The 17,953-nt window shown below is 59.7% G+C and carries 14 protein-coding genes; all 14 read right to left on the bottom strand.

Annotated elements, in window-relative coordinates; all coding sequences use genetic code 11:
* Window positions 1-18: 18 nt before the first annotated feature.
* The 14 genes from AD666_RS18140 to AD666_RS18075 all read right to left on the bottom strand — a co-directional run bounded on the left by AD666_RS18140 (window position 19) and on the right by AD666_RS18075 (window position 17,823).
* Window positions 19-684 carry an acetyltransferase gene (locus AD666_RS18140; RefSeq protein ID WP_053154908.1) on the bottom strand — a complete coding sequence of 222 codons (666 nt, stop codon included), beginning with the start codon at window positions 682-684 and terminating at the stop codon, window positions 19-21.
* Entirely contained in the window at window positions 681-1,802 is a 1,122-nt protein-coding gene (locus AD666_RS18135) for a DegT/DnrJ/EryC1/StrS aminotransferase family protein (RefSeq protein ID WP_053154906.1), read from the bottom strand. The genes AD666_RS18140 and AD666_RS18135 overlap by 4 nt, the downstream gene beginning before the upstream one ends.
* Window positions 1,799-3,025, bottom strand: coding sequence for a class I SAM-dependent methyltransferase (locus AD666_RS18130; protein ID WP_053154904.1), 1,227 nt, complete (start codon window positions 3,023-3,025; stop codon window positions 1,799-1,801). The genes AD666_RS18135 and AD666_RS18130 overlap by 4 nt, the downstream gene beginning before the upstream one ends.
* Window positions 3,022-3,582: a dTDP-4-dehydrorhamnose 3,5-epimerase family protein gene (locus AD666_RS18125; protein ID WP_053154902.1), complete on the bottom strand. Its 561-nt coding sequence runs from the start codon at window positions 3,580-3,582 to the stop codon at window positions 3,022-3,024. Before AD666_RS18125 ends, AD666_RS18130 begins: the two co-directional genes overlap by 4 nt.
* A complete protein-coding gene (rfbG, locus tag AD666_RS18120) occupies window positions 3,579-4,661 on the bottom strand; it encodes a CDP-glucose 4,6-dehydratase (protein ID WP_053154900.1) in 1,083 nt (360 codons plus the stop codon). Before rfbG ends, AD666_RS18125 begins: the two co-directional genes overlap by 4 nt.
* A complete protein-coding gene (gene rfbF / locus AD666_RS18115) occupies window positions 4,643-5,416 on the bottom strand; it encodes a glucose-1-phosphate cytidylyltransferase (RefSeq protein ID WP_053154898.1) in 774 nt (257 codons plus the stop codon). Before rfbF ends, rfbG begins: the two co-directional genes overlap by 19 nt.
* 305 nt (window positions 5,417-5,721) lie before the next feature.
* Complete coding sequence (locus AD666_RS18110) at window positions 5,722-9,291, bottom strand: glycosyltransferase (RefSeq protein ID WP_053154896.1); 3,570 nt, start codon at window positions 9,289-9,291, stop codon at window positions 5,722-5,724.
* Window positions 9,292-9,415: 124 nt separating this feature from the next.
* Window positions 9,416-10,984, bottom strand: coding sequence for a flagellar hook-associated protein 3 (locus AD666_RS18105; protein WP_053154894.1), 1,569 nt, complete (start codon window positions 10,982-10,984; stop codon window positions 9,416-9,418).
* 13 nt (window positions 10,985-10,997) lie between these two features.
* On the bottom strand, window positions 10,998-13,058 hold the full coding sequence (gene flgK / locus AD666_RS18100) for a flagellar hook-associated protein FlgK (RefSeq protein ID WP_053154891.1): 2,061 nt from the start codon (window positions 13,056-13,058) through the stop codon (window positions 10,998-11,000).
* Window positions 13,059-13,068: 10 nt separating this feature from the next.
* Window positions 13,069-14,376 (bottom strand): flagellar assembly peptidoglycan hydrolase FlgJ, encoded by a 1,308-nt coding sequence (gene flgJ, locus AD666_RS18095; protein WP_053154889.1) that lies wholly within the window; start codon window positions 14,374-14,376, stop codon window positions 13,069-13,071.
* Between the two features lie 10 nt (window positions 14,377-14,386).
* Entirely contained in the window at window positions 14,387-15,472 is a 1,086-nt protein-coding gene (locus AD666_RS18090; RefSeq protein ID WP_172679650.1) for a flagellar basal body P-ring protein FlgI, read from the bottom strand.
* Between the two features lie 30 nt (window positions 15,473-15,502).
* Window positions 15,503-16,198: a flagellar basal body L-ring protein FlgH gene (flgH, locus tag AD666_RS18085; RefSeq protein ID WP_053154883.1), complete on the bottom strand. Its 696-nt coding sequence runs from the start codon at window positions 16,196-16,198 to the stop codon at window positions 15,503-15,505.
* Between the two features lie 52 nt (window positions 16,199-16,250).
* Window positions 16,251-17,036 (bottom strand): flagellar basal-body rod protein FlgG, encoded by a 786-nt coding sequence (gene flgG / locus AD666_RS18080; RefSeq protein ID WP_053154880.1) that lies wholly within the window; start codon window positions 17,034-17,036, stop codon window positions 16,251-16,253.
* A 49-nt stretch (window positions 17,037-17,085) separates the two neighbouring features.
* The gene (locus AD666_RS18075) at window positions 17,086-17,823 is read right to left on the bottom strand and encodes a flagellar basal body rod protein FlgF (protein WP_003199043.1); all 738 of its coding nucleotides are present in this window, start codon (window positions 17,821-17,823) and stop codon (window positions 17,086-17,088) included.
* Window positions 17,824-17,953: the final 130 nt, after the last annotated feature.

The raw sequence follows: 17,953 nt of genomic DNA, 5'->3' as shown, positions 1-17,953 counted from the left end.
CAGAAAATAGGGAAGCAACTACTTCAGTACCCGACCGTCGGGATAAGGCACTGAGTTAGTCTTGATGATCCTGGCGGGATTGCCCGCCACGACCGAGAAATCAGGAACGTCCTTGGTGACCACGGCACCGGCACCAATGGTGACCCAACGGCCAATACGCAGGCGCGGCAGGATCGTCGCATTCGTGCCGATAAAGGTGCCGTCGCCGACTTCCACACAGCCGGCGATACACACGCCTGGTGCCAGGAACACCGAATGACCGATTCGCCCTTCGTGGCCCACGACGCTGCCGGCACTGATGCTGGTGTTGTCGCCCAGTGTGACTTCGGCCTGCATCAGTACACCTTCTTGCAGATAGCACCCCGCTCCGACACGGATCATGCTCAAATCGACACTGGGATGAATGAACTGCCCCAGGCGCGCACCGGCCTCGACCAGTTGGCAGGTGGTCTCGTAGCGCAACCGGGTGGAGCCGGTGATCAGGTTGACGAAATGAACATCCGGACCGTTGAGCTCGCCCACTCGATCAGATCCGCCGACCACCGGTACGCCGTGGAACAACGTGCCCTGTTTGCGCGGATCGTTATCCAGAAATGCAAAATCGATATTCGGCACGCTGCGTTTGACGGCGAGCAGCATTCGCACCGCTTCCGGGTTCGCGGCCCCCAGCAGATACATCTTCACAGCGCGTGCCTGCTTACCAGTTGGCCGAGCACGACATCCACCACGCGTTGCTGATCGGCATCGGTCATGTCGTGATAACTGGGCAGGTTGAAGGCTCGCTCGGGCAAGGCGAACGCATTTGGCGTATCCACGACATGAGCACTGAACATGGGCAACGACGACAGCGGCCAGAAAAATACCCGGGCGTCGATGTTCGCGGCCTCGAAAGCGCCAATCAACTGCTCGCGACGCACGCCGGTATCCGCATCGAATACAACAGTGGGCATCCAGTAGCCGTTGCGTCCATGTGCCGGTTCAGGGTTCAGGGAAACGCCCTGCACGCCTTCAAGTGCCTGCGCATAATTGGCGAAGATTGCCCGCTTGCGCGTGATCAACTCCTCGATCCTTTCCACTTGGGCACAGCCGACTGCCGCCTGCAGATTACTCATCTTGTATTTGAAGCCGAGCATTTGTGGCCAGAACTGCTTGGTGCTACCGGCTACCCGGCCATGATTGGACAAGGTAAGGACGCGCTCGTACAACGCTTTGTCCGAGGTGACGAACATCCCGCCCTCGCCAGTGGTCATTGTCTTGGTGCCATGAAACGAAAAAGCCCCGAACGCGCCCAGCGAGCCCGCCGCTTTACCGCGCCATTGCGAACCGATGGCCTCCGCCGCGTCCTCGATCACCGGAATGCCGAACTCCCGACCGATTGCCAGCAAAGCGTCCATGTCACACAGGTTGCCGTACAGATGAACCGCCAGGATCGCCTTGGTTCGCGCTGTGATGGCGCGTCTGACTTCCTGAGGGTCAAGGCACCAGCTATCACTCAGCACGTCAACGAATACCGGGGTGGCCCCCAGGTAGGTGATCGGCGCTGCGGAGGCAATCCAATTGGTGTTGGCCAATATCACTTCGTCGCCAGGACCGATGTCCAGCGCCGCCATGCCCATGTGCAGGGCTCCGGTGCAGCTGGAAGTCGCAATTGCGTAGTTCGCCCCCAGATGCTCGGCAAAACTGCTTTCGAAGCGGGTCAGATACTCGTAGCAACGAGCTCCCCAACCGTTCTGCACAGCATCCAGGGCATAGCGCGCTTCAAGCTCGCCAACACTGGGTTTGGTGTAATGAATTCTGCTCATCGAATGCTCAACTCCGGCACGGCAACGACAAATTTAGCTCCCCATTGGGTTGCATGGGCCAACTGGCGGGTAACTTCTTCCAGCAGATTCCACGGCAGCACCAGAATGTAGTCAGGCTTTTCCAGCGCTATGCGCTCGGGCGCCACAACAGGGATGCGGCTACCTGGCAGGTACTTGCCTTGCTTATGAGGGTTGGCATCGGCCACCCAGGCCAAAAGATCCGGCTTGATCCCGGCGTAGTTGAGCAAGGTGTTGCCTTTGGCGGCGGCGCCGTAGCCCACCACACGCTTGCCGTCGGCCTTGGCTTGCAATAGAAACCGCAGCAACTGATGTTTGATCCGCTCGGCCGCGGGCGCCAGGGTCGCGTAGTACTCGACCGTTTTCACACCCGCCGCCAGTTCGAGCTGTAACTGCTTTCGCACTTCTGGCTGCACAGCGCGTCGTTCGCCATCCTGACGCTGGACGAATACCCGTAGCGAGCCTCCGTGGGTGGTCAACTGGCTGACATCGAAGACTTCCAGGCCGTTGCGCTCGCACAACGCCTGAACGGCGGTGAGTGACAGGTAGGAATAGTGTTCGTGATACAGCGTGTCGAACTGCTGCCCAGCCATCAGCGTCAGCAATTGCGGGAACTCGAAGGTTGCCACTCCCGTGGGTTTGAGCAGGGTCGCAAAGCCGGCGAGAAAATCATTGATGTCCGGTACATGGGCCAGCACGTTGTTGGCAGCCATCAAGTCGGCGGCCCAGCCTTCGCTTTTCAGCTGCGTCGCCGTCTCGCGACCAAAGAACACCTCGCGAATCTCCAGGCCCTTTTCACGCGCCGCCTGCGCAGTGCTGCGGGTCGGCTCGACGCCCAGGCACGCTATGCCGCGCTGAGCGACGAACTGCAACAGGTACCCGTCGTTGGCAGCAATTTCCACAACGCGGCTGTCGGCATTTAAAGCAAAACGCTCGACCATCGCATCCACATAGGACTCGGCATGGGCCAGCCAGGTTGTGGAGAATGAACTGAAATAGGCGTATTCGGCATCGAACAGGCTGTCCGCGCTGGTGTAATCCTCGGTCTGTACCAGCCAGCATTGCTGGCATACCGCGGCTTTCAACGGAACCCACTGCTCGGCCTCGGCCAGGCGATCGGCATGCACATAGGCGTTGGAAGGTGGAGCGGTACCGAGATCGATCAACGGCAGGCTCAGTGGTGCAGCGCAACCACGGCAATTCATAGACGCACTCCGGCAAAATTTTGATCGAGCGGACGATGACTGGCGTCCCTGGCCGACAGATTATTGACAGGCAGCGGCCAAGTAATGGCCAGCCTGGGGTCGACGACCGACAGGCCGCCCTCATGCTCTGGCGCGTAGTCGGCGCTGTGCAGGTAAAGCAATTCGGCGTCGTCGGTGAGGGTCTGGAAGCCATGGGCAAATCCGGCCGGAATCAGCAGACTGCGGCCATCCCCGGCTTTCAGATGTTCGGCATGCCAATGTAAAAAGTTCTCCGAATCTGGTCGAAGATCCACGGCCACGTCCCATACCTCCCCTCGCAAGCAGGTGATCAGCTTGGCTTCGGGTGCCTGGCTTCCCTGGTAATGCAGACCGCGCACGCTTCCACGCTCGCGGGTGCAGGAATGGTTGATCTGGCGAATGTGAAAAGATTGGCCGAACGCCATCAGGCTACCTTCACAAAATAATCGGGCGAAATGCCCTCGCTGATCTTCAAAACGTTTGTGCTGGACGCTGAATAGTCCGGCCAGGGGCAGTTCCTTCAGGGAAAATTCGCTCACAGCGTCCCCCGATACAGGCTCAATTGGCCGAGTGTAACCGCGCGCATGTCGTCGCCTTGCTGCCAGGCCAAATGCCAATCGAGTGTCTGGGCCAGGCATTGCTGCAATGTCCAACGGGGCTGCCAGCCCAGGAGCTGGCGGGCGCGACTGCTGTCCAGGCGCAGGAGGCCGGCCTCATGCAGATCGCTCGGCTCGATGCGCAAACCAGGCGCTTCAGGCCAGCGATCGGCGAGCAGCTGGACCACTTCGCCCACGCTGCGCATGTCCGCTTCGCCGGGTCCAAAGTTCCACGCCCCGGCAAATTTCGGCCCCTCTGTATAGAGGCCTGCCGCCACCAACAGATAACCGGCCAGCGGCTCCAGCGCATGCTGCCAAGGGCGCACGGCTTGCGGATAGCGCAGGGTCACCGGCTCATCCGCCGACCAGGCCTTGAGGACATCCGGAATCAGGCGCTCGGGTGCGAAATCCCCTCCGCCCAGCACGTTACCGGCACGGGCCGTGGCCAACGCCAAACCGTGATCGGCGTATCTTTCGGCCGGGAAGAACGACGCCGCGAAAGACTGCGCCAGCAACTCGCAACAAGCCTTGCTGCTACTGTAGGGGTCATGACCACCGAGAGGCTCGTCCTCACGATATGGCCACACCCACTCTTTATTGGCGTAAACCTTATCAGTGGTCACTAGCACGCAGGCTCGCACGCCGCCGACCTGGCGTATGGCTTCGAGCAGGTTGAGCGTACCCATGACATTGCTGGAGTAGGTCCCTAGCGGATCCCGGTAACCTTCACGCACCAACGGCTGGGCAGCCAGGTGCAGGACGATTTGCGGTTTCACTTCAGCGATCAACTCCAACAGCGCGCCAAGATCGCGTAAGTCGCCACGTCGGTCATTGATCCCCTCGTGCACACGCGCCAGCTCGAAAAGGCTGGGACGGGTCGATGGCTCCAGAGCGAACCCGCTGACCTCAGCACCGAGACTCTGCAGCCACAGCGCCAGCCAACTGCCCTTGAACCCGGTGTGACCGGTCAACAGGACACGCTTGCCGCGCCAGAATTCCGGGCTCAGTCCCATTGCTTCCACGGTGCCTCCCCGGTTTGCCACAGCGCTTCCAGATGGTTCTTGTCACGCAGGGTGTCCATGGGTTGCCAGAAACCGTCGTGCTGATAGGCCATTAGCTCCCCACGACTGGCGAGATCATCAAGAGGGCCGGATTCCCAAGAGGTTTCATCCCCTTTGATCATAGGCAGGACATCGGGGGACAAGACAAAGAAGCCACCATTGATCCAGCCACCATCGCCGCGCGGCTTTTCGGTGAAGCCGAGCACCCGGTCCCCATCGCGATCCAACGCGCCATAGCGTCCTGGTGGTTGAACTGCGGTCACCGTCGCGGATTTACCGTGACCAAGATGAAACTCCACCAACGCGCTGATGTTCAGGTCCGATACACCGTCGCCATAGGTAAAGCAGAAGGCTTTTTCGTCTTTCAGATAACGCGATGCGCGCCGCAAACGACCGCCGGTCATAGTCTCCTCGCCGGTGTCGATCAATGTGACGCGCCAGGGTTCGCTGTAGTTCTGGTGGACATCCATGCGGTTTTCACGCATGTCAAAGGTCACATCGGAGGTATGCAGGAAGTAGTTGGCGAAGAAATCCTTGATCGCGTAGCCCTTGTAGCCCAGACAAATCACGAAATCATGAATTCCATGGGCGGAATACTGCTTCATGATGTGCCAGAGAATTGGCTTACCGCCGATCTCGATCATTGGCTTGGGTTTGAGGTGCGACTCCTCGCTGATGCGCGTGCCCAGGCCACCCGCCAAAATAACTGCCTTCATCAACTCCCCTCTCGTTCATCTCAGGGCCGCGCGCGGCTGTCTTGAGCTTCGCGGGCCTTGTGGCTAAACCGGTTGCCAGTTCAAGTACTGTCGGGATGACCCGCGAGTGCTCTTTTTATGGCGATTCAGGGAGGGACTTGCAGGAAACGCGCCAGCTCAAGGGAGGATAAACGGTATGAGAAAGGGACGCCCCCTGCTGGATTAGCCAGGGCTGTCCCTTTGATGAATAACAACAGAGCTTGCGATTGGCTGTCCCAACAAAACAGGTAAAACCAAGGTCACCTGCGATAGGCATCCGTCTCAGCTCAGCCCGGCAACCAACCCTCCGCCCAGTAGTTAAGGTTGTTACCCCGCAATAGATAATCGCGCAGCACTTCTTCTCGCAGCGCGTCGCCCATACGGTAACTGGCATCCGGGTCAGACAGATGCATGCGGATTGCCTCCAGCCATTCTTCGGTACTGTTGCTGACGACCTTCGTACAGGGCAGATAGCCGCGATAGGCCTCGGTGTCGGTGCAGATGACCGGATACCCGCAAGCGCCATATTCCAACAGGCGCAGGTTGCTCTTGCAGTCGTTGAAAATATGAAATTCCAACGGGGCGAGAGCCAGGTCGAGATTGAGACTGGCCAGTTTGGCTGGATAGGCTTGCAGCCCGACGCCGGAATGGAACTCGTGAACGAACGGACGCAGCGCCTCTGGACACATGCCGAAGAATACCCAATCGACCTCATCGGCCAACAAACGTACGACGTCTGCAATGATTGCCAGGTCGCCATCATGACTTGTTCCGCCGCCCCAACCGACGCGGGGTTTACGTGAGGTACGCCGTTGGCTGGTCAATCCGAGCCACAGATGCGGTGCAAGCATGTTCGGAACGACCCGGATGTCGTGATGCATGTCTCGCAGGGCATCAGCCAGGGGCTGGGTCGACACCACGACACGGTCACACAGGCCAACGCCACGACGCACCAGTTTATCGACCCCAATTTCGGCTTTACGGATATGCGCATTCTTTTTCGGCACATCGATCACGTAATCATCGAGTTCAAAGATCCGAAACGCCCGTGAGGCATTTTTGACCCGTTCAACCTCGTCGACCGCGCCTTGGCTGTATCGGCCCTGCAACACGATCACATCGGGCGAGCAACGCTCAAGTTCAATGTCCGACGGCGTGTGATAACTCAAGTGCCCGACCACGCGACCGGCAGCCTCCAGTTCCAGAAATGGCTGGCTGACGCGGTAATGGCCCACGGCGGTCGCATTGATGGGAATCGCCAGGACCTTGGGCAGAATCTGCCGTGAGAACGGATCCCAGCCGTCCTTGAAACCTGGTTCCATGCTGAAATTACTGGTCCCCAGGCTCAGGTTAGGGTTATAGGCCGGATCCCGGGCCACCAACGGCATCCAGCGCCGATAGAAACTTTTCTGCTCGGCCTGCAACACGCTGGGCGTTGGATGGGGAGCCGACGCAGGCACCGCACGCACCAACTCGGCGTAAGGCGTCCATACCACCAGGTGGCCGCTCTCCCTGACTCGCAGGCACAGGTCGGTACCATTAAGCACCTGCGACAGGTCTTGCTCATCCAGCCCGTTCAGGTCATCGAATATTGTCTTGCGTATCAGCAGACACTCAATACTCACGGCACTGAAGTTTTGCACCGTTTGCTGACGCTTCATATAGCCCGGCGTACTGAGCGGCTCACCACGATTCGGGACGCCAATGGCTCCGCGCAAGCCCAGCACCAGGGCCGTACCTTCGATGCGGCCTTGCGAACTTACCTGGCGCCCGCCGACCACTCCGACCTCAGGACGCTGGGCATGGTTGAGTAATTCATCCAGCCAATCGGGATTGACGATCCGGTTGTAGGAACTGAGGAACAACAGGTAATCGCCCCGCGCCTGAGCCGCGGCGAAATTGTGCACAGCCGCCAGATTGTCACCGTGATCACAGCGCAGAATCCGCAGCTTGTCACCGCCGACCTGCTCCATGGCCGACAACCAGTCACGAGCATCAATCGCAGTACTGGCGTTATCGACAACAAGAACTTCGTATCGGGTATTGGCCGTCTTCTCCAACAGGCTTTCAACACAGCGCTCCAAAGTGTCGAGATCGTTGCGGGTGGCAATGATGATCGACACCATGGCCGGTTGATCATGCAGATAGTCCACGCGGTTGATCAGCGGCACACTGCCGGAACGGATCCGATGGGGCGCGCCAATCCGCTGTAAATGAGCGGCCAGCACACCTGGATTGTGCTCGACGACTTGCGGTTGCATCAGCCATTGGGAGAGGCGCAACGTTGATTGCACCAGAACCTCAGTGACATGCCCTACCGCATGAGGGCCGTTGGTTTCCACCAGGCGCCAGATCAGGTCGTGGACAGCCAGGTCGCCGAAGCCGTCGGCAATGCCCCCAAGCGCCACAGCCTGCTGCCGCTCAAAAGCCAGGACTCGCCCGATATAGGGGTAACTGCGCATCAGGTCCAAGTTGAAATCCGGCTTGAACACCGGTTCGACCGAAAGATCGTCGCGCAGGCCACCCTCGTCACTGTAAAGGCACCGCACGTCTGGCATTTCTACCATGCGTTCGGCCAACAACAGCAACGCACACTCGCTCAGGCGATCACCGGCACGCAGCAGATAGACCCAGTCAGCATCGTGCAGCTCAGCCAGCAAGCGATTGAACTGAGCGACCGGGTTTTCCTCCAGAAGCACATAGCGCACATCTTCATCGGTTTGCGAAGAATCGCAGAGCACCACGATCTGTTCTGCAGCGTAGAGCTGTTGGCGAATGCTCTTGAGCGTTACGTTCAGCGCGTGGGTGTCGCCATTGGCGTCCAACACAATCGGTACGATGCGTGGACGCCAGCTCCAACTCTGCAAGCGCGTCCCCAACAAGCGCTCCTGCGCTGGATTCAAATGACGACAGGACAGCCACTCCTGATAAAGGTCGGTAAAACTGTCACTTTCGCTGCCGACCCGAGACTCAATGAGTGTTTGAATAAAACCCAGCTGCCGACCAAGACCGGTTTCTTCCCAGGCATAGGGCTGCCCTTGAATGGCATCGGCCAATGCGATATAGCGCACCCAGCCGGGAGCAGGTGCCGGCTCGCCACTACGCAGGGCAAGCATCTGCTTAAGCCAGTCGAGTTCCGTCATCACGGCATTGCTGACCGATAACTGGTTACTCAAGCGTGCCGGATGCAAACGCTCCAGACTCAGCACCTGGCTGATCACCACCAGATTACCGCGTCGCAGCAGACAGGCGAACAAGGCGAAGTCCAGGCGAGCGATAAAACCATCCCCCACCTGGGTCAGCGCGGGCAGGTATTCCAACGCATGGCGGGTACGCAACAACGCCCCGCTCAAACCGCTGAGGAAATTGATCAGGGTACTTTCAAGAATCCCCAACAGATCCTCACCCTTGAACAAGGTAACTCCGGTGGAAAAACAGCAGTTTTCCAGACGCTCTGACAGCAGCAGGTAATCCTCATCGCAGAACTGCCGTTGCGCGGTCACCAGACTGACATCTTCGTGGTCAACGAAACCGATGATCTGCTGCGCAATACATTCAGGCAACAACTGATCATCGTCACACAGGAACTTGAGAAACTCGCCTGTAGCCTCTTGCGCACATGCCAGCAGGTTACCTTGGAAGCCCAACCGGCTTGGGTTACACACGTAACGCAGTCGGGTCGTGGCCGGCACTTCGCAAGCAGCGACGAGTTGGCGGATTTCCTCGCCACCGCTGTCATCACAAACTATGACTTCCAGAGGGGAGTAGGTCTGATTCAGCGCACTTTGCAGCGCCGCCTGGAAGAATTGCGGATTGAAAGCGGGGATGGCAATGGTAACGAGAGGGGCTGATTTCACTGTGGCTGAACTCGCGAGCGGCGGGAGCTCACTTCAACGAAGTGAAACCCCCTTAACCGCTGAATGAAAACGGTTTTTCGCTCGGCATTCGCAACCATCGCAGGATGATCACAAAGGCGCTGACTCAGACTTTGTTGAACAGGCCCAACTGAGCGATTTTGCTGAAGGCCAGTTGCGAAGCCTGCAGCATGGTTTGCTGTAGCGTCAGGCGGGTCATGACTTCCGCTGGATCGGAATCGCGGATGGCACCCTGAGTCTGGGTATTGGCCAACGCCAGGCTCTGGTTGATGTCGGTCTGGGTCACCAGCGATGCCCCGCGCCCGCCCACCGAACTGAGGCTCGACGACAGCTTATCAATACCAGCAGACAAGTTACCGACACCGGCAAGGACCGCCGCGTTCATTTTCTGAATGGCGATCGGGTCATTATTGGTTGGCGTCGATAACGCTGTTTTCAGCTGACTTACGGTGTCCAGGACGTTTTGGGTCTGGTGCGTATTGACCCCTATGGAAAACTGATCGCCTGTACCAGGCGTGCCGGACACGGTAAACGAAACACCTGAGGCCGTTGCAGTCGTTCCGGCCATGGTGCCAGTAGATACCGGCGTGCTATTGGCGGTCAGGGGGGACGCATACAGCTCGAAATCGGTGGCACTGGTGAACTTGAGGACCGCTCCGCCGCTTGGGAAGCTGGCATGGTAGTCCACGCTGTTAGTCACCGTGGCACCCGTGACCAGGGCTGCGGTCGGATTACCCGGACTGCGCGACGTGATGAAGCTGTCCGGCTTGGCCGCCAGGGTAAACGTGTGGCCGGCGATAACAGCGTCAGGGTTGGTATCACCGGCCTTGAGGTTAATGTTGAGCTTCAAATCAACGCCCCGGAAGCTCACCGTCTGCGAATCTGCGGTGCCGGATTTGAACGCGCCGTTCTGGCTGGCTTCAGCCGTCACGTCATTGCCCAACGCATCGGTGATCTGCAACTGAGTGCTGCTCAAAAACGATACGGTGTAAGGTTCACCGCTGCGAAATTTGGCGTTGTAGGTCACATCGGACTCGACCTGACCGTTGGACAACACCACGCGATTGTCATCCACGGCCGGCGCTACCAGCGTGGTTCCGGTGCGATTGGTGTTGATTGCCTGTTGGAATACTTCCCAACCGGTACTGTTGGTGGCCATCGACTGGGTATCGCCAATCGGCAGATCGAGCGTCACCTGATCTCCGTTATAGCTGTACGTGCCGTCGCTATTGCGCGAGAACGGCGCTACGTCGCCCTTTGAACCGGAGAAAATGTATTTGCCGTTTTCGTCCTTGCTGTTCATAAGGCTGAGCAACTGCTCTTCGATCTGCCCCAGCTCGGATGCGTTCGCCTGCCGATCGCTGTCGGTGTAGCCCGCGTTACCGGCACCTAAAGCCAGTTCCTTGGCCCGTTGCAGCACATTATTGATACTCGTCATCACCGCTTCGGTTTGGCCCAGCGTGCCCTTGATGGTGGTCATGTTGGCCGAATACTGATTCAGCATCGAAGCCTGCGTACCCAACTGCAACAAGCGCGAAGCCCCTACCGGATCATCGGCGGCGGTATTGACCCGCACCAGGCTGCTGGCTTCTTCGCTGGTCTTGACGACTTTGGCGAAGTTCTTCTGGTAGTTCGCAGCCGTGCTTTCGTAAAACTGGGAGGTAGAGATGCGCATGGGCTACGGCTCCTTAAAGACTGTTGATCAGTGTGCTGAAGATTTGCTGCGCCGCCTTGATGATCTGCGAAGACGCGGTGTAGTACTGCTGGAACTTGACCAGGTTGCCGGTTTCTTCGTCCAGGTCCACACCCGACAGCGAATCGCGGGCGTTCTTGGCGTTGTTCAGGATCGCTCCGGTGGCGGCGCTGTCGAGCTTGCCTTGGGCGGCCTTGGCCCCCACGCCTTCCACGAGCTTGCCGTAGGCATCGTTCAGGGAAATACCCTTGCTGCTCGAACCGGTGTCCACGGTCTTGGCCGTCTGCAACGCAGCCAGGGCAGTACCGTTACGGTTGTCCAGGCTGCCGGGCTGGCTGAGGCTGATGTTGATGCCAGCCCCATCCGATGGCGCTCCAGCAATGGACATCTCGAACGTGACGGTGCGCTGTGCCGGCGGAACGGACGAATCCATGATCGGGTTGCCGCTGGCGTCCTTGAGCGGAACACTCAAGCTCAGTGTATTGCTCTGGCCAGGGGTGATCGTGCCGCTGCTGATCAGGCCGCCCTTGGCATCCAGCAAGCGGTAACCCTGGCTGGTACCTGAAGCCGCGTCGAAGACCACCTTGACCGGCATGGAATTCTTGATGCCGTCCTGGATGATGGACGTGGTGGCTTGATCATAGATGTCAAACTTCGTCGTCAGGGTCGGCTGGCCGCTGGCAGGAATGGTCAGCGTGCCGCTACCGCCCGGCGCGATGGCAGCGCCCAACGGCGCGGCAATCGCCAACCGCTTGGAGTCGGTCATTTCGGTCTTGATGCTGCCCGCCGCGTTGCGGGTCGGGGTGATCTTGAACGAATCACCGGCCACCGGAGCGCCGCCAGCGAAGGACATGGAGAAACCATCGATCACCGGTGGCGGTGTGGTGGTGGTGCTGAACGCGCCCATCGACGTGCCTTCGGGCAAGCGTTGCACGATGTACCCGGTGGCGCTGGTGAACGTCACTTTGTAGTCGTTGGTGGTCAGCTTGCCGGTGTCCTCGATGGACACGTTGAAGTTACCGGCGCCGGCACTGTTGTTCAGTGAAGCGACGCTGCGCTGGCTCATCTGCGCGGTGCTGTTGATGTTGCTGAACAGGTTGGAGCCGAAGGCTCCGTTCATGTCGATGCCGGACGCCTGGATGCGGTTCATCTGGTCGGCGACCACCAGCGCCACACGGCCCAACTCGTTCATGGCCGGGTCGAGCACGGTGCTGCGGTAGCGCATCAGGCCACCGATTTCGCCACCGGTGAGCACCGAGGTAATGTCCATGGAACTGGAACCGCTGTTGAGCTGGATGCCCATGCGACCCGGGTCGTTCTTGTCCGGCACGGCCTCAAGGGTATTGGTGATGTTGCCCATTACCAGCGGTTGGCCGGAGCCCAGGTAGATGTCCAGGCTGCTGCCGTTTTCCACGACCTGGGTGCCGGTGAAAGTCGACAACTGGCGAATGGCCTCGCCACGGGAATCCAGCAGGTCGTTGGGCGCACCGCCGGTGTTGGAGACTTCGGCGATTTTCTTGTTCAACTGGGCAATGGTGGTCGCCAGTTTATTGACCTGATCGACCATGCTGCTCAGGTTGCCGTTGATGTTATTGCTCTGCTCCGTCATCTGGCTGGCAACCGAATTGAACCGGTTACTCAAGGCCTGGGCGTCGCTGAGCAGCAACTGACGCGAGGCATCGTCGCCCGGCTTGGCATTGACGTTCTGCACCGAGGCGAAAAACTTGGTCAGCGCGCCGTTCAGGCCGGTGCCACTGTCCGACAACAACGAATCCAGGGGCGTGATCTGCCCCTGATAGGCTGCCGCATCGCTGTTGAGCGATGTGGTGGTCTTCAGTTGAGCTTCGAGATAGGAGTTATACACCCGGCGCACATCGGCCAGCGTCGTGCCCGAACCGATGAACACGTTGCCGTACTGGTTCGACGCCTTCGTGGTCTGCACGGTCTGCTGACGCGAATAACCGGCGGTATCGACGTTGGCGATGTTGTTACCGGTGGTCACCAACGCGGTCTGGCTTGCAGACAGACCCGACATCCCTATGTTGAGCAAACTCATGGTTCAGACCTTATAAAGTCGTGGTGGCGCTTACAGATGCGTAGTTTTGGTAACTCGTCATCTGCCGGGCAATATTCGAAATCTTGCGGGCGTAGTTCGGGTCGGTGGCATAACCGGCCTTTTGCAGCTCGCGTACAAACTGTTCCGGGTTATCGGCCGACTTCAGCACATCTTGATAGCGGCTGTTGCTTTGCAGCAGATTGACCAGGTCATGGAAACTGTCGCGGTACGAGGCGTAGGAACGGAACTCGGCCGTCTCCTTGACCATCTCGCCATTACGGAACTCGCTGGTGATTGCCCGCGCCGAACCGCCTTTCCAGTTCTGGCTGGCCTTGATGCCGAACAGGTTGTGACTGCTACTGCCATCAGGCTGGCGCATGACCGATTTGCCCCACCCGGTTTCCAGGGCGGCCTGGGCCACCAGGTAACGCGGGTCGACACCGATGCGATCTGCCGCTTCCTTGGCCATGGGCAACATGGCGTTGACGAACTCGTCGGCATCGCGGAAGGCCTTGCGGGCCGGCGCAAGTGGCGGCTGGGCCACGGCACGGCCGTAGATCTGCATATCCCCTTTCGACTCGGAGGCCTTGAGCGCAGCCAGCCAGTCGCCATTGGCCAATTCGCCGGACGCGGGCTTGACGGCTGCGACGGCACGATCCGGCAGAATATTTTGCGCAGCGGCGTCGCCCGTGGCGTTGACCGCGGCCGAAGGCACCAGGCCGGCCAGCAAGCGGTCAGCCAGTTTCGGCGGCAGGGCCAGGCGACGCTGGTTGAGCAGTTCCATGTCGTTGCGGTGGATGCCTTCTGCGCCATGCGGCGCATTCGCGGCCCGCGACGCCCACAACGGACGCTGGCCGCTGGTGCGCGAAAGAGGCCCGTCGGACAACGTTCCCGCCGCCACGGGCGTGGGTACCGGCGCCTTGGCCACCTTGTCCAGCGCTTCTTGCTGCTTGGCAGCCGACAAAGTAGCCGCCTCGCCCGACGCCAACGGTTTGTTCTTGGACATCTGACGCAACAGCACATCGGCCAGGCCGATGCCGCCACCTTCGCGGGACATGGAGACGGCCAACTGCTGGTCGTACATTTCCTGGTACTGCTTGGCCTCGGGCGTGTTCATGGGGTTGTCCTTGCCCAGGGCCTCGGTGGCCGAACGCATGGACTTGAGCATTTCGCCGAGGAACAGTGACTCGAATTCCTGCGCCACCTTGCGCAGGTTGCCATCGCTGTTCTTGTCGCCGACCTTGAGCTGGTTCAGGCGATTCAGGTCCGAGTAGGACGCCGAATCCCCGCTGATCAAGGCACCTTTGCGCATATCCATGGCTCGTTCCTTAAATCACGATCAGGTCGGCGTGCAACGCCCCGGCCTGCTTCAAGGCTTCGAGGATTGCCATCAGGTCACCCGGTGCCGCGCCGACCTGGTTCACCGCCCGGACGATTTCATCCAGGGTAGTGCCCGGGCCGAACTTGAACATCGGCTTGGCTTCCTGTTCGGCATTGACCCGCGAACGGGGAACTACCGCGGTCTGGCCGTTGGACAACGGGCCCGGCTGGCTGACGATCGGGTCTTCGGTGATGGTCACCGTCAGGCTGCCGTGGGTCACGGCGGCCGGCGAAACCTTGACGTTCTGGCCGATCACGATCGTGCCGGTGCGCGAGTTGATGATGACTTTCGCCACAGCCTGGCCAGGATCGATTTCCAGGTTTTCCAGGATCGACAGGTAGTCGACCCGCTGGCTCGGGTCCAGGGGCGCGGTGACGCGGATCGAACCGCCGTCGATGGCCTGGGCCACGCCTGGGCCGAGCATGTCGTTGATTTTGTCGACGATGCGCTTGGCGGTGGTGAAGTCGGAGCGGTTGAGGTTCAGCGTCAGGCTGTTGCCCTGGTTGAAACCGCTCGGCACCGCACGCTCCACCGACGCACCACCGGGGATTCGACCGGCCGACGGAACGTTGACGGTGATCTTCGAACCGTCACGCCCTTCGGCATCGAAACCACCCACCACCAGGTTGCCCTGGGCGATGGCGTAGACGTTGCCGTCGATACCCTTGAGCGGTGTCAGCAGCAGTGTGCCGCCACGCAGGCTCTTGGAGTTACCGATGGACGAAACGGTGATGTCCACCTGCTGACCGGGCTTGGCGAACGCTGGCAGATCGGCACTGACCGACACCGCAGCGACGTTCTTGAGCTGCACGTTGCCCGAACCGGCCGGTACCTTGATACCGAACTGCGACAACATGTTGTTGAAGGTCTGCAGCGTGAACGGCGTCTGGGTGGTCTGGTCACCGGTGCCGTTCAGGCCCACGACCAGGCCGTAGCCGATCAACTGGTTGGAACGCACACCGGAAATGCTGGCGATGTCCTTCAAACGCTCGGCTTGAGCGGCGAAGGCTGCCGACATCAGCAATGCACCCATCAACAGCTTCTTAAGATTCAACGGGGCCACCTAGAAAGGGAACTTCGGGCTGAGGAAGAAACGGTCGAACCAGCCCGGCTGGCTCGCATCGGCAAACGCACCGGTACCCGAGTAGGTGATGCGCGCATCCGCCACACGAGTCGACGACACAGTATTGTCGGTAGCGATATCGTCAGCACGAACCATGCCGGCGATGCGCACCAGTTCGTCACCGGTATTCAAGGTCAGCCACTTCTCGCCACGTACGACAATGATGCCGTTGGGCAGCACATCGGCGACAGTGACGGTAATCGAGCCGGTCAGGCTGTTGCTCTGCCCGGACTTGCTGTCGCCCTTGGTGGCCCGGTCGGCGCCATAGCCGGCGTTGAGGCTCAGGTCACCGCCACCGATAGGGTTGTTGGTGGTCATGCTCGAACCGAACAACGAGGTCAGGCCGACACTGGTTTCGCTGGTCTTGTCGATCTGCGAGTTGGCGTTCTTGCTGGCCTGGGTCCGCTCGTTCAGGGTGATGGTGATGAGGTCACCGACCCGGAAGGCCTTGCGGTCGCTGTACAGGTTCTGCTCGAAACCGGCCTGATAGATCGAGCCGTTGTTGGCGGCGGCCGGCAACGGCGTGCGCGGCAACACCGGAGCGTAGTATGGGTCATTGGGCTTGGGCGTAGGCGCGACGCAGCCCGCGAGCGCGGTGATCCCACTCAGTGCCAGTACAGATACAAAGCGATTCATGACCCTACCTCTAGGTGTTGCAAGGCGGCTTGCGACCGCCTCATGGACGTAATTACAGATTCTGCGTAACGAACGAGAGCATCTGGTCGGCGGTGGAGATCACCTTGGAGTTCATCTCGTAGGCGCGCTGGGTGGTGATCATGTTGACCATCTCCTCAACGGTGCTCACGTTGGAGGTTTCCAGGGTGTTCTGCAGGGTGGTGCCGAAACCGTTCAGGCCCGGCGTACCGACTTGTGGCGCACCGCTGGCGGCGGTTTCCAGGAACAGGTTGTTGCCCACCGCTTGCAGGCCGGCCGGGTTGATGAAGTCGGCGGTCTGCAGGTTGCCGATCACCTGAGCGGCCGGGTTGCCCGCCACGGTGATGGACACGGTGCCGTCACGGCCCACGGTGAAGGTCTGGGCATCGTTCGGGATGATGATGGCCGGCTCCAGGGCGAAACCGCTGGCGTTGACGATCTGGCCATTGGAATCGAGGTGGAACGTACCGTCACGGGTGTAGGACGTGGTGCCGTCCGGTTGCAGGATCTGGAAGAAACCGCGACCGTCGATGGCCATATCCAGTGGCTGCTCAGTGGTTTGCAGGCTGCCGGCGTTGAAGTTCTTCTGCGTGCCGACGATGCGCACACCGGTACCCACTTGCAGGCCCGACGGCAGTTCGCTGTCCTGGGTCGACTGGGCACCTGGCTGGCGCTTGACTTGGTACAGCAGGTCCTGGAACTCGGCGCGATCACGTTTGAAACCCGTGGTCGAGACGTTTGCCAGGTTGTTGGAAATAGTGGAAAGGTTGGTGTCCTGGGCGGACAAACCTGTTTTGGCAACCCACAGAGCCGGAAGCATTCGATTCTCCTCGTACGCCTGATTTTCGGCGCGACGCTTTAATTAATGGTTAGATCTGCAAGACCCGAGCCATGGCCTCGTCGCCTTCTTTGGCGGTGTTCATCATTTTCACGTGAAGCTCAAATTGCTTGGCCAGGGCCAGCACCGAAGTCATCTCATCCACGGCGTTGACGTTGCTCGCTTCCTGGAAGCCCGACACCAACTGCACGTTGGCGTCGATCGGCGCCGGCTGGCCATCCTTGGTACGAATCGAGCCGTCGAGCCCTTTGGTCATATTCTTGAGGTCGGGATTGACCAGCTTGATGCGGTCGACCTCAGCCATCACGCGCGGACCTTCGCCCATGGCGCGGATGCTGATGGTACCGTCCTGGCCAATCTCGATTTTCTGCTCCGGCGGCACGGCAATCGGACCGCCGTTGCCCATCACCGGCATACCGTTGCCGGCCCGCAGAACGCCCAAGGCGTCAACGTTCAGGCTGCCGGTACGCACATAGCTTTCACCGCCGTCCGGGTTCTGCACGGCCATCCAGCCTGGCCCGCTGACCGCCACGTCGAGGTCGCGACCGGTTTCAACCAGCGCGCCTGGGGTGAAGTCAGTGGCAGGACGTTCGGACATGGCGAATGCCCGCGCCGGAAAGCTGTCGCCGAACACCGGCATCGAACGCGCCTGCTCCAGGTCTTTCTGAAAACCGTTGGTGGAGATGTTCGCCAGGTTGTTGGCATGAGCCCGCTGCGCCAATGCGTTCTGGCTGGCACCGGTCATTGCCACATAAAGGTACTTGTCCACTTTCGTTCCTCTGCATGCCGGACGTTTGCCGCCCACTGCTGTACTGCTGAGCCTTAAGCAATTTGCAGACCAAGTTATTTCCTGACGCTCAAGAGCCCGGAAAACAAAGGGTTTGAGGGAATTGAAGGGA

This window comes from Pseudomonas sp. Pf153, assembly GCF_001269775.1.
Lineage (GTDB): Bacteria > Pseudomonadota > Gammaproteobacteria > Pseudomonadales > Pseudomonadaceae > Aquipseudomonas > Aquipseudomonas uvaldensis.
The sequence above is the reverse complement of the archived record's forward strand: the minus strand, read 5'-3'. Positions and strand labels throughout refer to the sequence as shown.

Coding starts and splice junctions, on each gene's coding strand:
- AD666_RS18135 (WP_053154906.1), bottom strand. CDS start 1,802: ATGAGCAGAATTCATTACACCAAACCCAGTGTTGGCGAGCTTGAAGCG.
- AD666_RS18130 (WP_053154904.1), bottom strand. CDS start 3,025: ATGAATTGCCGTGGTTGCGCTGCACCACTGAGCCTGCCGTTGATCGAT.
- rfbF (WP_053154898.1), bottom strand. CDS start 5,416: ATGAAGGCAGTTATTTTGGCGGGTGGCCTGGGCACGCGCATCAGCGAG.
- AD666_RS18105 (WP_053154894.1), bottom strand. CDS start 10,984: ATGCGCATCTCTACCTCCCAGTTTTACGAAAGCACGGCTGCGAACTAC.
- flgK (WP_053154891.1), bottom strand. CDS start 13,058: ATGAGTTTGCTCAACATAGGGATGTCGGGTCTGTCTGCAAGCCAGACC.
- flgJ (WP_053154889.1), bottom strand. CDS start 14,376: ATGGATATGCGCAAAGGTGCCTTGATCAGCGGGGATTCGGCGTCCTAC.
- AD666_RS18090 (WP_172679650.1), bottom strand. CDS start 15,472: ATGGGTGCATTGCTGATGTCGGCAGCCTTCGCCGCTCAAGCCGAGCGT.
- flgH (WP_053154883.1), bottom strand. CDS start 16,198: ATGAATCGCTTTGTATCTGTACTGGCACTGAGTGGGATCACCGCGCTC.
- flgG (WP_053154880.1), bottom strand. CDS start 17,036: ATGCTTCCGGCTCTGTGGGTTGCCAAAACAGGTTTGTCCGCCCAGGAC.